This window comes from Streptomyces niveiscabiei (assembly GCF_033794345.1).
In the GTDB taxonomy this organism is placed as follows: Bacteria; Actinomycetota; Actinomycetes; order Streptomycetales; family Streptomycetaceae; genus Streptomyces; species Streptomyces niveiscabiei.
In genome coordinates this window covers 63662-78975 of the sequence record NZ_JARAYJ010000018.1, presented here as the reverse complement: position 1 = coordinate 78975, position 15314 = coordinate 63662, and the positions used below count along the sequence as shown (strand labels likewise).

The window sequence follows — 15314 nt, the reverse complement described above, 5'->3', positions numbered from 1 at the left end:
AGGGCCGGCGGATCAGGACCCCTTCCGCAGCGCGGCCCACGTGCGCGGCCCCACCACCCCGTCCGCGTCCAGCCCCGCGCGCTTCTGGAAGGTGACGACCGCGCCGTGGGTCAGCGGACCGAAGTCCCCGTCCACCTCGCCGACTTCGGGGATCCCGTGCAGGTTCCGCAGCAGGCACTGGAGCTCGCGGACCTGGCTGCCGCCGTCGCCGCGCTTGATGGTGAAGTCCCAGGTGCCGTTCCAGCCGGCGGTGTAGCCGCTGCCGTGCTTCGCGTCGGAGTACAGCGCGGGTTTCTCGCAGGTCGGCGGGGCTGTGGCGACAGGTTCCCGGTCGCGCAGGGCCGCGTACGTCGCGGAACCGGCCCCCAGCAGGGCCACGGCGAGCGCGGCGGCGAGGGCGGGCCGCCGCCACCGCAGGGGGCGCAGGCGCGGCAGCCGGGGTGAACGGGTGGATTCCGTCGCCGACTCCACCCGGCGCAGCAGTTCCTTCGCGGTGAGGCGGGAGGTGTGGTCCGGGGTCAGGCAGGACTGGATAATCTCCCGCCACTCTGGGGGGAGTTCGGCGCTGAGGCGTAGGTCCTGTGTGCCGCGGGTGTAGCGGAGGGCGGCGTCCGTGCGGGCCTGGGGGGTGGCGCCCGGGAGGGGGTGGGTGCCGGTGAGGAGGACGTGGGCGAGGATGCCGAAGGCCCAGATGTCGGCGGTGGGGCGGATGCGGGTGCCGCGTTCGCTGACCTCTGGCCAGAGCAGCTCGGGCGGGGTGTAGTCGGGGGTGGTGAAGAGGGGCGCGTAGGCGTGGGTGCCCTCCAGTTCCGCCGCCGTGCTGAAGTCCGCGAGGCGTACCGAACCGTCCTTCATCAGCAGGACGTTGGCCGGTTTCAGGTCGCCGTGGACCCAGCCCGCGTGGTGCAGCTGGTGCAGGCCCTCGCAGATCTGGGCCAGGGTCCGGGTGTCCCGCAGGGGGAGCGTGTCGAGGGAGCCCTCGGCGCGTTCGAGCACGAGGACGGTGGCGCCGTCCAGTTCAGGCAGGTCGGGGTCCTCCACCATGACGACGTCGTACAGCCGGATCAGCCGGGGCGTCCGCAGCCGGGACAGCAACTCGACCTCGCGGTCGGCGAGTTCGCGCAGGTGGCGGAGTTGGCGGGGGGTACGGGTGCCGGTGGGGAGGAACTTCAGGGCGACGTCACGGGGGAGGGCACGGGCGCTTGAGCCATCGGTGCCGTCAGCGCCACCGATGCCGCCCGCGCCTCCCGCGCCCGCCGCGCCGCCCGGGCCTCCCGCACGGTCCGCGCCGTCGAAACGCCCGCCCGGCACCGCCGTATCCGCCGCCCGCCGCCCCGCGTACACCGTCGCGAACGCCCCCGAGGCGAGTTCCTCGCGTACCTCCCAGGCTCCGACCCGGTACCCCTTCGGTACGGTGACGCTCACCGGGCCTCCCGGAGGGCTGGGGCGGAGAGGAGGACGAGGTCGTCCTCCTGGACCAGGTCGAAGCGCAGGGCGAGGGAGACGAGGGTTTCCTTCTTGCCGTTGAGGCGTCGGCCGCCGGGTTCGGCGGTGTCCTCGCGCAGCCGGAGCTTCACCGCGAGGTAGTCGATGTTCCAGTAGACGGCGGAGCGGGTGACGCCGGGCCAGGTGTCGCGGAGGCGGTCCACCAGGTCCTCCACGGCGGGCAGGGGGGCGTAGAAGTCGCCGCGCAGCCGGGGTTCGCACAGGGCGGTGAGGACGGCGAAGTAGCGCTTCGTACGGTCCAGGGAGAACGCCGGGGTCGTCACCGCCCCGCCCAGCCCCCGCCGGGACACGCTGTGGAAGACGTGGCGCGGGGCCCAGACGTCGAAGGCGAGGAGGTCCCCCGCCGCGGGCAGCACCACGCGGGAGAACTCGAAGGGAACGGGGGCCTCCAGCCTGCCCGGCGCGACCTTGACGTGCTCACCGGCGCCCTCGGGGTTCTCGACGACGTACGTCTGGTCCTCGCTGTGGTTGCTGAGCAGCCAGAACGTCCGGTCGGGAACGATCTCCCCGGCGACCCGGGGCACCCCCTCGTGCGCGATGACGAGCCCGCCGTCCGCCCTCCCGAACGGCAGCCGGTCCCCGGCACCGAGTCTGAGCTGGCCGTTCGCGCTCGCACACGACGGTGGTACGACGATGAGGCTGTGCATGGAGTCGTCCCCCTTCTCCGGGCAAGACAGGGGGCACGGCCCCCGGTCCGATGGGGTGAGGGTAAAGGGAGGTTCAAGGTGTCCGCCACGCTTTGCCCGATACCGGCGGATCCGCGGGCGCGAACAGCACTCAGGCGTGCACGCCCGGAACGGGTCCGGTTGTGCACGCCTGAGGGGCCGTACCCGGCGGTCGCGTCAGCGGTTGTGGATGACCATCGTCTTGGACGCCTTGTCGTGCCAGCCCTGCTGGCGGCCCGACTTGTCCCAGAACGGGGACAGGTAGACGAGGAGCTGCCCGATGCCGCAGGCGAAGCTGCCGACCAGCGGGATGACCCAGCGGATGAACGAGGACCCCATGCCGGGCTTCTGGCCGGTCTCGACGCTCACGACCCGCAGCCCCACGGCGAGCTTGCCGAGGGTGGCGCCCTTGAGGCCGACCATCAGCCACTCGTACACGAAGCTGACGACGGTCAGCAGGAGGACTATCGCGGTGATCTTGCCCCCGAGATCGCTGGCGGCGTCGTTCACGCACGCCTCGTACACCGCCGAGGAGGCGTTCGCGTCGCACTTGTTGACGGAGCTGATGCTGCCCGCGACACCGGCGATCAGGAACGCCAGGTAGACGACGAAGATGACGGCGCCGTCGATGAGGCGCGCACCGAGACGCCGTCCCATCGACGCGACCTGCGGGGCGCCCGTGTCGTAGCCGGGGTAGCCTCCGGGGCCCTGCGGGTAGCTCGGGTAACCCGGCGGCTGTTGCCCGTACTGCGGCTGCCCGTACTGCTGCTGGTCCTGGGGGTAGCCGTAGCCCTGCGGGGGCTGGCCGTACCCGGGCTGCTGCGGCTGGCCGTAGCCGCCGGGCTGCGGCTGCTGGGGCTGCTGGCCGTAGGGGTTGCCGGGCGGCGGCGCGCCGAAACTCATGGCTGGATTCCTCCGTTGGACTGCGCGGGGACGGCGCGGGCAAGACGGAGGAATGTCGATTCGTGAGCGGTTCTTCCCCCGACCTGACCGCTGATGTGCGGTTTTCATCGTTGATTGTCGGGCGAGTTCTTGTCCAGCCCGATTCGCCGGGTGTTGTGCAAGTGCAACATCGGTGACAGGAGTGACCGGATTGGAAGCGGGGGCCGGTCATCCGCGAGGATGGCCGCATGACCGCCCAGATTCTCGATGGCCGGGCCACCGCGGCCGAGATCAAGTCGGAGCTGACCACGCGCGTGGCGGCGCTGAGAGACAGGGGCGTCACGCCCGGCCTCGGCACCGTCCTCGTCGGCGACGACCCCGGCAGCCGCAAGTACGTCGCCGGCAAGCACCGGGACTGCGCGGAGGTCGGCATCGCCTCCCTCCAGCGCGAACTCCCCGCGACGGCCACGCAGGACGAGATCGAGAAGGTCGTCCACGAGCTGAACGAGGACCCGGCCTGCACCGGCTACATCGTGCAGCTCCCGCTCCCCGCCGGCATCGACGAGAACCGCATCCTCGGCCTCATGGACCCCAACAAGGACGCGGACGGCCTGCACCCCACCAACCTCGGCCGCCTCGTCCTCGGCGAACCGGCGCCCCTGCCCTGCACGCCGAACGGCATCCTCACCCTCCTGCGCCGCCACGGCGTCGCGATCGACGGCGCGGAGGTGGTCGTCGTCGGACGCGGCGTCACCATCGGCCGCCCGATGCCGCTGCTGCTGACCCGGCGCAGCGAGAACGCGACGGTGACGCAGTGCCACACGGGTACGCGGGATCTCGCCGCGCACCTGCGCCGGGCGGACATCGTCATCGCGGCGGCGGGCTCCGCGCACCTGGTCCGCGCGCAGGACGTGAAGCCGGGGGCGGCCGTGCTGGACGTGGGGGTGTCGCGGGGGGCCGACGGCAAGATCGTCGGGGACGTCCATCCCGACGTCCGCGAGGTCGCCGCGTGGATCTCCCCCAACCCCGGCGGAGTGGGCCCGATGACCCGCGCGCATCTGCTGGTCAACGTGGTCGAGGCGGCGGAGCGCGGTGCCGGGCGATAAGGGGGAGGGCGGTACGGAGGGGGAGGCCGCGGCGAGGTCCCGTGCGGGGGAGCCGCGTACCGTCGAATCCCATGCCGCCGAGCCGCTCGCGACCGAACCCGCCGCGACCGAGCCGCTCGTGACGGAGCCCTCCGCAACCGAACCCCCCGCCGCCGACCTCCCTAACGGTGAGGCATCCCGTCCGCGTGGTACCGGACAGCAGCGTACGAACGACCGAGGTGAGGAGCCCGTGGCCGAAGAGGCAGTCAACCGGCGTGGCAGCAGGAGGTTTCCGCGGATCACGCGGGACACGGCGCGGCCCGAGGGGAGTGGGCGGGCGGTCGCCGGGGCGTCGTCCGTGCCGGCGCGGCAGTGGCCGATGCTGGCGGTGTTCGGGACGGTGGCGCTCGGGCTGCTGATCACCGCGCTGGACCAGTTCCGGGTGGGGACGATCCTCATCGGGGTGGCGTTGCTGGGCGGGGCCGTCATGCGGTGGCTGCTGCCCGGCGTGGGGATGCTGGCCGTGCGGTCGCGGTTCACCGACATCGTGACGTACGGGGTGCTGGGGCTCGCGATCGTGCTGCTCGCGCTGATGGCCCAGCCGAACCCCCTGCTCCAGATCCCCTTCCTCAAGGACACCCTGCACTTCACGGTCAAGACCTGAGGCCCCGTCGACACGTCGACAATTCCCTCCCGGTGCCTGTCGATTCCGGCGCTGAACCGGACTAACGTCTCTGAACGGGACGGACTGTCACTGGGGGGACACGATGGCTCGCTGGAAGCCTCTGCCGGACGAACTCGACCCGCGGATGGCCGAGTTCGTCGTCCACATGCGGCGCTCGGTCGACCGCAGCGGGCTGAGCGCGACGGCGCTGGCGGAGCGGACGGGCTACAGCCGTACGTCATGGGAACGCTTCCTGGACGGCCGCCTCCTGGCTCCGCGCCGGGCGGTCGACGCCTTCGCCGAGGCCACGGGGACCTCGCCGGTCCACCTCACGACGCTCTGGGAACTCGCGGAACAGTCCTGGAGCCCCGGCTCCCACGACCCCGTGACCACACCACTCCGGGTCCCGCCGACGGCGTTGCCGACGAGGGAGGTGGGCGGGCCGACCGAGGGCAACTCGTGGGGGCTGGCGGGGTACAAAGGGCCGTCGAGGGTGGGGGGTTCGGGGGAGAACGGGGGCAATGAGGCGGTGGGGGCCGGGGGTTCGGGGGAGGGGCGTGGCAAGGAGGCGGTGGAGTACGGGAGTTCCGTCGCCACGGCCGTCCGTTCCGAAACCGGCGTCAAGTCCATCCCCCGCCTGCTCACCTTCGTCGCGGGCGCGCTCGGCGTCGTTGCCCTCGCCGGTGCCGCGTTCCTCCTGACGGACAGCGGACCCGGCGACACCCCCGTCGCCGCCGCCGACTCCCCCTCCCCGTCCACGAGTTCCCGCCCCGCCCTCCCGCCCGGCGTCAAGTGCAGCGGCCCCACCTGCACCGGCAAGGACGCGGAAGCGATGGGCTGCGCCGACGACCTCGTGACGACGACCACGAGCGCGCGGGTCGCCGGGGCGCGGGTCGAGGTGCGGTACAGCAGGACGTGCGGGGCGGCGTGGGGGCGGATCGTGCGGGCGGGGCCGGGGGACGTCGTACAGGTGGCCGTGGGGAAGGTCCGGCAGAGGGGCGAGATCACGGTCGCGGGTGACACGAGCGCGTACACGCCGATGGTCGCGGTCCGGACGCCGGGAGAGGCGAGGGCGTGCGCGGAGCTGGCGTCGGGGAGGCGGGGGTGTACGGGGTAGGGGGTCACGGGACAAGGCGCAACGCACCCGCACTCCGCCGAGCACAGTCCCGTCCCCTCGGAACACGCCCCCCACACAGTCCCGTCCCCTCAGATCCCGCCCCCTCCGCAAATCCGCTCCCCACAAACCCGCCCCCTCCACAGACCCGCCCCCTCGGATCCCGTCCCCCAAACCCGCCCCCGAAATTTCCGGCACCCCGTGTTTGTCCCCCCGACTCCGGGGCACGCGCACTACAACCCCACGGGAGTTCGGCTCGCCCGGCCGCAGCGCCCGTCCTGGCGGTCGTCGGTCACTCCTCTCCCGGACCGACGGCCGCCCTTTCGCGCACGCCACCCCTCGCCCACCCCCCTGCCCACCCCACCCACCCCGCGCACATCAAGATCTGTGGGCTGAGCCACACAACCCCGCGCGTCCCACATCGCGGATGCGCGATAGCCTGACCGCTGGATTCTCTTGATGCCAAGAGATCGATCATCCGGGGCAGGGACGCCCCACCGCCAGCTGTCATACGGAGAACGCCATGACCCGCACTCCCGTGAACGTCACCGTCACCGGCGCGGCCGGCCAGATCGGTTACGCCCTGCTCTTCCGCATCGCCTCCGGCCAGCTGCTCGGCGCGGACGTGCCGGTCAAGCTCCGCCTCCTGGAGATCACCCCGGCGCTGAAGGCCGCCGAGGGCACCGCCATGGAGCTGGACGACTGCGCGTTCCCCCTGCTCCAGGGCATCGACATCACGGACGACCCGAACGTGGCCTTCGACGGCACGAACGTCGCCCTCCTCGTCGGCGCCCGCCCCCGCACGGCCGGCATGGAGCGCGGTGACCTCCTCTCCGCGAACGGCGGCATCTTCAAGCCGCAGGGCAAGGCGATCAACGACAACGCGGCGGACGACGTCAAGGTCCTGGTCGTCGGCAACCCGGCGAACACGAACGCGCTCATCGCGCAGGCCGCCGCCCCGGACGTACCGGCGGAGCGCTTCACGGCGATGACCCGCCTGGACCACAACCGCGCGCTGACGCAGCTGGCGAAGAAGACCGGCACGACGGTCGCCGACATCAAGCGCCTCACCATCTGGGGCAACCACTCGGCGACGCAGTACCCGGACATCTTCCACGCGACCGTCGCGGGCAAGAACGCGGCCGAGGTCGTCAACGACGAGCAGTGGCTCGCGGACGATTTCATCCCGACCGTCGCCAAGCGCGGCGCGGCCATCATCGACGCCCGTGGCGCCTCCTCCGCCGCGTCCGCCGCGAACGCCGCGATCGACCACATCCACACCTGGGTCAACGGCACCGCCGACGGCGACTGGGTCTCCATGGGCATCCCGTCGGACGGCTCCTACGGCGTCCCCGAGGGCCTCATCTCCTCCTTCCCGGTCACCACGAAGGACGGCGTGTACGAGATCGTCCAGGGCCTGGAGATCAACGAGTTCTCCCGCGCGCGCATCGACGCGTCCGTGAAGGAGCTGGAGGAGGAGCGCGAGGCGGTCCGCGCGCTCGGCCTGATCTGAGTCTGATCGGTTACGACCGATTCCCGGCCCCTGGGTGACCGAACCGTCGCCCAGGGGCCGGCGTTTTGGGCGAACCGGGGCTGCGGTACGGCTCTTTCGGGCACGGTGGAGCCATGCGTGATTTCCGGGACAGCGCGCCGTCCTACCTGACCGTCCGGGTCGCCCGGCAGGCGGGCCCGATCGCCGCGTTCGCGGAGCAGGAGGCGGCGGAGGCGATGGAGCGGTACCCGATGGTCGTCGGCCTCGGGGTGCCGCAGTTCTTCCCCACCCGCGAGCGCGAGACGGGCGGCTGGGAGATCCTCGGCCCCGGGTGCGGTGAGCCGCAGGGCGCGCGGGACGGCCTCGGCCACCACTTCCGTATGAGCGCGAGCGAGGCCGAGGACGAGGCCGTACGCCGCAAGTGGACGGCCGCGGCGGAGCGGATCGACCGCGAGGTCGTCGACGAGATCCGGGTACGGGGGGAGCGGTTCCGGATCGCCCGCGCGGGGCAGTTCGTCCGGCTGGGGCCCAACGGTCCCGAGCCGCCCCGGCCTTCCGACCTCGACACCGCCGACGTCGGTGCGGCGTACCGCCTCGACCACCGGGACGAGGGGTTCGTCATCGACCCCTACACCCCGACGAGCCTGTCCGACGGACTCCTCAAGCTGGAGCTGCTCAGCCTCGCCGGGCCGGTCGGCGACGTGCCGCAGGAGGTGCGGGACGACGCCGTCGCGGCGCAGCACGGCCATCCCGGCGGGGTCCTGCTCACGCCGGTCTTCGTGATCTCCCGGCGGGAGCGCGACGGCAGTTGGGCCCCGACGAACCTCGGCGGGACGCACGCGACCCCCCAGGGCGCCCGCGACTCCCTGGCCCACTGGCTCCGCGTCACCGGCCCCTGGAGCAGGGACCTCGACGACGCGAGGAAGGCGGAGTGGGCGGCGCTCGCGGACCGCCTCGACGAGACCCGCAAGAACGTCCTGGTCGTCGACGGCCTCCGGCACCGGGTCACCCGGGTCGACCGCATCATCCGCATGGGCCCCGACGGCCCCGAGGGCCCCCGCCCCTCCGACCACGACTCCGAGCCCCCCATCACCGTCCACGTCCAGCAGCTCAAGGACGCGGGCCTGTGGGAGGACGACGAGCACAAGCCCATCGAACTCGACGAACGCACCCTCAAGTACCAGGCCCTCATGGAGCAGGAGGAGGAGAGGCGGCGCGAGTGGAGGAAGGCCCGGGGGCTGCGGGACCCGAACTAGGAACGATTGAGATGTCTGCCCACCCCCTCGACCGGGCACGGTACGTGCATGACCGATTACCAGGACAACCATCCGGCCTACCTCACGTTCCGGATGACCGTCCCGGAGAGCCCCCTCGCGCAGTTCGCGGACCAGGAGGCGTGGCGGGCACGGGACCGGTACCCGCAGGTGATGGGGTTGGGACTGCCGGAGTTCTTCCACATGGGGGAGTGCGAGCAAGGGGGGTGGGAGGTGCTCGGGTTCGGCAACATCACCCCCCAGGCCGCTCGCGACTCCCTCGGCAGCTACTTCCGCATGCAGGCGAAGGAGGCCCAGGACGCCGGCGACGAGAAGAACCGCCGCAAGTGGATGGTGGCGGCGAAGCGGATGGACCGGGAGGTCGTGAACGACCTCACCGTCCAGGGGCGCCGCTACCGCATCGTCCGGGTCAGCCGCTTCCTGCGGATGGGCCCCAACGGCCCCGAGCCGCCCCGTCCTTCGGACCGCGACACGGGCGAGGTCGGCGGCGGCGACGTCCCCCGCGCGAAGGACCAGGGCCACATCGTCGACGTCTTCGCCTGGACCGGCCTCTCCGAAGGCATCCTGAAGATGGAACTCGTCGACTACGTGAACGCCCGCGACCACACGACCGAGGAGGGGTACGAGGATTCCCGCAGGGCCCGCCGCGAGTACCCCGGCGGCGTCCTCATGCCCCCCGTGTTCACGGTCTCCGAGCGCCGCGACGGCCAGTGGGGCGCCTTCAACATCGCCACCTCGTACGCGACGGCGCAGGGCGCCCGCGACGCCCTCGCCACGTACCTCCGCCTGCACGGCCCGTGGGAGCTCGGCCTCGACGAGGAGACGAAGGCGGAGTGGGCGGCGCACGCCGACCGGCTCGACGAGACCCGCGCCAACGCGCTCGTCGTGGACGGCGTCCGCTACCGCGTCACCCGCGTGGAACGCCTCGTCCGGATGGGCCCCGACGGCCCCGAGCCGCCGCGCCGCTCCGACTACGACCCCGAGGAACCGTCCGACGTCCAGGTCAAGCGGCTCAAGGACGCGGGGCTGTGGAACGAGGAGGAGGACGACACGCCGGTCGATCCGGAGGTCAGCGCGAGCATGGAGGAGTACCGGAAGTTGTGGGAGGCGGAGAAGGAGCGGAAGCGGGCCTGGCGGAAGGCCAGGGGGATGCGGGATCTGGACAGGTAGCGGTGCCCTGGCGTCGAGGGGGGACTTCGGCGCCGGGTGCGGCTTGAGGGGCGTCCGCCGGTGCGGATACCGGGGTCCCGGCCTCGCGCTCGCCCCTGAACTCCGTCACCACCAAGGCCGTCGACACCAGCACCGTGACGCCGACGACCCGCAGGGCCGAGCCCATCCCCGACGCCAGGTCGGGGTGGTGGGCCAGCAGGGTGCCGGAGACGGCCACTCCGAGGGCCGCGCCGATCTCGCGGGCTGAAGTGCCGAGCCCGGAGCCCAGGCCGGCCCGGTGCGGGGGGAGGGACGTCGCGACGCCCAGCGTCAGCGCCGGCATCGCCAGGCCCGTACCCGCCGAGATCGTCAACAGCCAGCAGGCGTACAGGGGATACGGCGTTCCCGCGTCCGCCGTCGACGCGCCCAGCAGGCCGAGGCCGATCAGCGCGAGGCCCGCGCCGACCACCGGACGCGGGTGCGCGGACCAGCGTGCCGCGAACTTCGGGACCAGCGCCATGCCGACGATCACGGGGAGGATCGCGACGCCGGTGACACCGGGCCCGTACCCCTTGACGTCTTGCAGGTACTGCGAGTTGACGAAGAAGAGGGCGAAGAGGCCGAAGAACCCGGTGGCCAACCCGAGGACGGTGGCCCGGAGTCGGGGCGAGCGGAAGAGGCGGGGGTCGAAGAGGGGGGCTCCGTGCGAGGGGTGCGGGGCCAAGTCCGTTTCCTGATCCATGAGTTCACCCCGGCGCGCCGCCCTCACCGACCTCCACGCGAACCCCCCGATCAGCCCGGCGCCCACCCCGAACGCCGTCAGGATCACCCCCGACGTCCACCCGTGCCCGGGACTCTCGATGATCCCGAACAGCACCGCCACCAACCCGGCGGTGAGCAGCGAAGTCCCCACGGGGTCAAGGGAGTTGCGCGGCGAGCGGGGTGTGCGCGGGACGGTCACCGCGACGGCGACCGCCAGGAGCCCGGCGAGCGGGACCATCGCCCCGAACAGCCAGCGCCACGTGAGGAACTGCCCCACCAGCCCGCCCCCGAGGTTCCCCGCCATCCCGCCGAGCCCGATCGCCAGCGTCCACGACGCCATCGCCTGCGCCCTGCGCGCGGGCCCCGCGAGGTGGACGACGAGGGACATCGTCGCCGGCGTGATGAGCGCGGCGCCGGCGCCGGAGACGCCCCGCCCGGCGATGAGCAGCGCGGGCGCCGGGGCCGACGCGCTGACCCCGGCGCCGACCGCGAACAGCGCGAGCCCGGCGAGCAGGGCACCCTTGCGCCCGTACCGGTCCCCCAGGGCCCCCGCCGGGATCAGCAGCCCGGCGAAGGCGATGACGTACGCGTCGACGGTCCACAGGATCTCGGCGTGGGAGGGCCGCAGACCGGACGCCGCGAGCTGCGGGATGAGCAGGTTGATCGCCGCGACCATGCTCTGCGCGACGAGCACGCAGGCGCACAGCGCGAGGAGGGTCGGGCGTTTCAGGGCAGGCGAGGGCACGGCTCCTCCAGGGAGCTGGACGGTGTGGGATTCCCGGTCGGCGGGCCCTTTCACCGTAGGCTCGACCCTGGCCTGCTTTCCAGTGCAACCTTCGCAAGGGACGAATGCGTGTGACGCAATCCGTGGACCTCAACCTGCTCGTCGCCCTGGACGTCCTGCTGGAGGAGTGCAGCGTCCAGGGCGCCGCCCGCCGCCTGCACCTCTCCGAGCCCGCGATGAGCCGCACCCTCGGCCGCATCCGTACGGCGCTCGGCGACCCGGTGCTGGTCAGGGCGGGCCGGCGGATGGTCCCCACGCCGCGCGCGCTCGCCGTACGCGCCGAGGTGAGCGCGGTCGTCGAGCGGGCCCGCGCGGTGTTCACCCCGGCCGGCACCGACCTCCGTACCGTCGTGCGGACCTTCTCGATCCTCGGCCACGACGCCATAGCGGCCTCGCACGGCCCCGCCCTCCTCGCCCGCGCCGCCACCGAGGCGCCCGGCATCCGGCTGCGGTTCCTCAGCGAGAGCCACCTCGACGCGCCGTTCCTGCGCGAGGGCACCGCCGACCTCGAAGTGGGCGTCGTCGACAGCACCTCGCCCGAGGTGCGCACCGAACTCCTCGCCGAGGACCGGATGGTGGGGGTCGTACGGGCCGGACACCCCCTGCTGGAGGGGGAGTTGACGCCGGAACGGTTCGCCGTCGAGGCGGATCACCTGACCGTGTCCCGGCGCGGCAAGCTGCACGGGCCCGTCGACGCCGCCCTCGCCGAACTCGGCCTGCACCGCCGGGTCGTCGCCAGCGTCGGCTCGCTGCCCGCGTCCCTCTTCGTCCTGCGCGACACCGACCTCGTCGGCCTCAACACGGGCTGGGGGCTGCCGCTGGCGCGGACGTTGGGGCTCGCCCACTTCGAAGTGCCGCTGCCGCTCCCGCCGTTGAGGCTCGGGATGGCCTGGCATCCCCGCTACGACGCCGACCCCGCGCACGCGTGGCTGCGGGGGCTGGTGCGCGAACGGCTGCGCGACGCGCTGCCCCACCGGATGTGAGGGTGCCTCCCGGACGATTCAGGTACGTCCGGAAGGCACCCTCGGGAAGGCCGGACCCGCGGATCGGGGTGGAGGCGAGAGCGGCTGAACCCGATCCGCAGGGCCGGCGAAGGTCATGGCCGGGGCGCGAGGCCCGCCGCGAACTCCCGCAGCGCCGCCGTCGCACACCGCTGCATCCCCGGCCCGAACGTCACCCGGGTCGCCCCCAGCGTGCCCAGGTCCGCGGGCGTCGGCCCCTCCCGCGGGTGGCCGAGGACGTTGATCGGCCCCTTGATCCCCGCCCGCAGCAGCGGCAGCGCGACCGGGGGTGCGAGGATCGGGTACACGCAGTCCGCGCCGGCCGCCACGTACAGCGCGGCCCGCTCGATCGCCGCCTCCGGAGAGGCGACGCCGCGTACGAAGGTGTCGATGCGCGCGTTGACGAACAGGCTCCCGTCCGCCACCGCGCACACCTCCGCGAGCCAGTCGGCGTGCTCGTGCGGGTCCTTGAGGACTTCCCCGCGTGAGTCCTCAAGGTTGCACCCCACGACACCGGCCTCCAGGAGCCGTGCCACCAGCTCCCTCGGCGCCAGCCCGTACCCGTCCTCGACATCCGCCGACACCGGGACGTCCACCGCGCGCGCGATCCGTGACACCGCCGCGAACATCTCCAGGGCCGGGGTCTTCCCGTCCGCGTACCCGAGGCTCGCCGCCACCCCGGCGCTCGGCGTCGCCAGCGCCGGGAACCCCGCGTCCGCGAACACGCCCGCGCTCACCGCGTCCCAGGCGCCGGCCAGGACGAGGGGGTCGTCCGGGCGGCGCCGCGAGTGCAGCGCGCGGAAGATCTCCGTCTTGCTCATCCGGCGTCCCCCGGCCGGTACGTCCCCGCGACCATCCGCGTCGTCACGCCGATCCTGTTCCACGCGTTGATCACCGTGATCACCGAGATGAGCCGTGCCAGCTCCGTCTCCCCGAACAGCTTCGCCGCGGTGCCGTACACCTCGTCCGACACGGGGCCCTCCGTGAGCCGCGTCATCGCCTCGGCCAGCCCGATCGCCGCGACCTCGCGCTCGGTGTAGAAGTGCCGGGACTCCTCCCACACGGTCAGCTGCATCAGCCGCTCGACGCTCTCGCCGTTCGCCAGCGCGTCCTTGCTGTGCATGTCCACGCAGAACGCGCACCCGTTGAGCTGCGACACCCGCACCTTGACGAGGTACCTGAGCGTCGCGTCGACACCCTGCTGCGCCGCCGCGTCCAGTCTCACCAACGCGCGATAGACCTCCGGCACCCGCTCCGCCAGCACCATCCGCGGACAGTGCGCCGCCCGCTCCCGCTCCGCTGCGCTCATGAAACCGACCCTAAGATCCAAGCAGCCCACGGATATGGTCCATTCCGTGACCGAAAACGTGGGCCAATCGGGAGGGGCCGACCAGGAGGGGCCGAGCGTGGCCGACAACGCCGACGAACCCGTCGTCCTGACCGGCCTGGCCGGCATCCCCACCTCCGAGGCCGTCCCCGTGTACGACGACACCGGCCCCGACGAGCCACCGCAAGCACCCCCCGCCCCACCCCCCGCCGGCCTCGGCATCGACCTCCACCTCGCCCCCACCGGCCCCCACCTGCGGCGCGGACTCACCGACGCCCTGCGCGAGGCCGTACGCAGCGGGCGGCTCGGGCCGGGCACACGGCTGCCGTCCTCGCGGGCGCTCGCCGCCGATCTCGGGATCGCCCGCAACACCGTCGCCGACGCGTACGCCGACCTCGTCGCCGAGGGCTGGCTGACCGCCCGGCAGGGGTCCGGGACCCGCGTCGCCGAGCGGGCCGTACCGCGGCGGGAGACCAGGGGCGGCGGGCACCGGCGGGCCCCCGGGAAGCCGCGCTACAGCCTGCTGCCGGGCAGCCCCGACCTCGCCGCGTTCCCGCGCGCCGAGTGGCTCAAGGCGGCCCGGCGGGCCTTCACCGCCGCGCCGAACGACGTCCTCGGCTACGGCGACCCCCGCGGCCTGCCCGGACTGCGCGCCGCCCTCGCCGGCTACCTCGCCCGCGTACGCGGCGTCCGCACCGACCCCGAGCACATCCTCATCTCCACCGGCTTCTCCCACAGCCTGCGCCTCCTCGGCGAACTCCTGCACGCGCGCGGCGTCCGCACCCTCGCCGTCGAGTCGTACGGCCTCCCGCCCCACTGGGCGATCCTGGAGAACACCGGCCTCACCACCGTCCCCCTCCCCTTCGACGAGCACGGCACCCGCGTCGAGCACCTGCCTCCCGGCACGGGCGCCGTCCACCTCACCCCCTCCCACCAGTTCCCCCTCGGCGTCGCCCTGCGCCCCGAGCGCCGCGCCGAGATCGTCGACTGGGCCCGCCGCACCGGCGGCCTGATCCTGGAGGACGACTACGACGGCGAGTTCCGCTACGACCGGCAGCAGGTCGGCGCGCTCCAGGACCTCGCCCCCGACCACGTCGTCTACCTCGGCACCGCCAGCAAGTCCCTCGCCCCCGGACTGCGCATCGCCTGGCTGGTCCTCCCCCCGTCCCTCACGGCCGAGGCGGCCCGCCTGGGCGGCGCCCAGTCCACCAGCGCCCTCGAACAGCTGACCCTCGCCGAGTTCATCGAATCCGGCGCGTACGACCGCCACGTACGCGCCTCCCGCCTCCGCTACCGGCGCCGCCGCGACGACCTCGTCACCGCCGTCACCACCCACGCCCCCGACGTCCGCGTCACCGGCATCGCCGCCGGCCTCCACGCGGTCCTCAGCCTCCCCCCGGGCACGGAGGACTCCGTCATCCACGCGGCGGCCTGGCAGAGCCTCGCCCTCTACGGCCTGACCCGCTTCCGCCACGCGACCCTCACCACATCCCGCGACGCCCTCGTCGTCGGGTACGGAACGCCGTCGGACCACACGTGGCCTGCGGCGCTGGCGGCGCTGTGCAGGGTGCTGCCGTGAACAGCACGAAGCTCCATCGCAGGAAGGCGA

General features: G+C 73.0%; 14 protein-coding genes. 8 read left to right on the top strand and 6 right to left on the bottom strand.

All coding sequences use genetic code 11. From position 1 onward, the window contains the following. Nucleotides 1-12 precede the first annotated feature (12 nt). The 3 genes from PV682_RS24305 to PV682_RS24295 form a co-directional block, all read right to left on the bottom strand. Nucleotides 13-1425 carry a protein kinase domain-containing protein gene (locus PV682_RS24305; RefSeq protein WP_319733265.1) on the bottom strand — a complete coding sequence of 471 codons (1413 nt, stop codon included), beginning with the start codon at nucleotides 1423-1425 and terminating at the stop codon, nucleotides 13-15. After that, nucleotides 1422-2153: an FHA domain-containing protein gene (locus PV682_RS24300; RefSeq protein WP_319733263.1), complete on the bottom strand. Its 732-nt coding sequence runs from the start codon at nucleotides 2151-2153 to the stop codon at nucleotides 1422-1424. Before PV682_RS24300 ends, PV682_RS24305 begins: the two co-directional genes overlap by 4 nt. Before the next feature lie 195 nt (nucleotides 2154-2348). Continuing rightward, a complete protein-coding gene (locus tag PV682_RS24295; RefSeq protein WP_319733261.1) occupies nucleotides 2349-3074 on the bottom strand; it encodes an RDD family protein in 726 nt (241 codons plus the stop codon). A gap of 227 nt (nucleotides 3075-3301) precedes the next feature. On the opposite strand from PV682_RS24295, the gene PV682_RS24290 reads away from it, so the two are divergent. From PV682_RS24290 to PV682_RS24265, 6 genes are all read left to right on the top strand, one after another. Continuing rightward, a complete protein-coding gene (locus PV682_RS24290) occupies nucleotides 3302-4159 on the top strand; it encodes a bifunctional methylenetetrahydrofolate dehydrogenase/methenyltetrahydrofolate cyclohydrolase (RefSeq protein WP_319733259.1) in 858 nt (285 codons plus the stop codon). 229 nt (nucleotides 4160-4388) lie between these two features. Continuing rightward, nucleotides 4389-4802, top strand: coding sequence for a DUF3017 domain-containing protein (locus tag PV682_RS24285; RefSeq protein ID WP_109364760.1), 414 nt, complete (start codon nucleotides 4389-4391; stop codon nucleotides 4800-4802). Between the two features lie 103 nt (nucleotides 4803-4905). After that, on the top strand, nucleotides 4906-5919 hold the full coding sequence (locus PV682_RS24280; RefSeq protein WP_319733256.1) for a helix-turn-helix domain-containing protein: 1014 nt from the start codon (nucleotides 4906-4908) through the stop codon (nucleotides 5917-5919). A gap of 520 nt (nucleotides 5920-6439) precedes the next feature. Beyond that, on the top strand, nucleotides 6440-7429 hold the full coding sequence (locus PV682_RS24275) for a malate dehydrogenase (RefSeq protein WP_319733255.1): 990 nt from the start codon (nucleotides 6440-6442) through the stop codon (nucleotides 7427-7429). Between the two features lie 113 nt (nucleotides 7430-7542). Continuing rightward, nucleotides 7543-8664 carry a DUF5954 family protein gene (locus PV682_RS24270; RefSeq protein ID WP_319733254.1) on the top strand — a complete coding sequence of 374 codons (1122 nt, stop codon included), beginning with the start codon at nucleotides 7543-7545 and terminating at the stop codon, nucleotides 8662-8664. Between the two features lie 48 nt (nucleotides 8665-8712). Further along, a complete protein-coding gene (locus PV682_RS24265; protein WP_319733252.1) occupies nucleotides 8713-9852 on the top strand; it encodes a DUF5954 family protein in 1140 nt (379 codons plus the stop codon). Here the strand turns inward: PV682_RS24265 and PV682_RS24260 are convergent. Continuing rightward, the gene (locus tag PV682_RS24260; RefSeq protein WP_319733250.1) at nucleotides 9752-11338 is read right to left on the bottom strand and encodes an MFS transporter; all 1587 of its coding nucleotides are present in this window, start codon (nucleotides 11336-11338) and stop codon (nucleotides 9752-9754) included. The two genes, PV682_RS24265 and PV682_RS24260, sit on opposite strands and share 101 nt — an antisense overlap. 104 nt (nucleotides 11339-11442) lie before the next feature. Between PV682_RS24260 and PV682_RS24255 the strand changes: the two genes are divergently transcribed. Next, the gene (locus PV682_RS24255) at nucleotides 11443-12360 is read left to right on the top strand and encodes a LysR family transcriptional regulator (RefSeq protein ID WP_319733248.1); all 918 of its coding nucleotides are present in this window, start codon (nucleotides 11443-11445) and stop codon (nucleotides 12358-12360) included. Between the two features lie 113 nt (nucleotides 12361-12473). Here PV682_RS24255 and PV682_RS24250 read toward each other — a convergent pair whose 3' ends face one another. Further along, nucleotides 12474-13199, bottom strand: a complete 726-nt coding sequence (locus PV682_RS24250; protein ID WP_055721096.1) for an isocitrate lyase/PEP mutase family protein — start codon at nucleotides 13197-13199, stop codon at nucleotides 12474-12476. Continuing rightward, nucleotides 13196-13687: a carboxymuconolactone decarboxylase family protein gene (locus tag PV682_RS24245; protein WP_319733245.1), complete on the bottom strand. Its 492-nt coding sequence runs from the start codon at nucleotides 13685-13687 to the stop codon at nucleotides 13196-13198. Before PV682_RS24245 ends, PV682_RS24250 begins: the two co-directional genes overlap by 4 nt. Before the next feature lie 238 nt (nucleotides 13688-13925). Here PV682_RS24245 and pdxR point away from each other — a divergent pair, with 238 nt between their 5' ends. Beyond that, nucleotides 13926-15284 (top strand): MocR-like pyridoxine biosynthesis transcription factor PdxR, encoded by a 1359-nt coding sequence (gene pdxR / locus PV682_RS24240; RefSeq protein WP_407705734.1) that lies wholly within the window; start codon nucleotides 13926-13928, stop codon nucleotides 15282-15284. The last annotated feature ends 30 nt before the right edge of the window (nucleotides 15285-15314 follow it).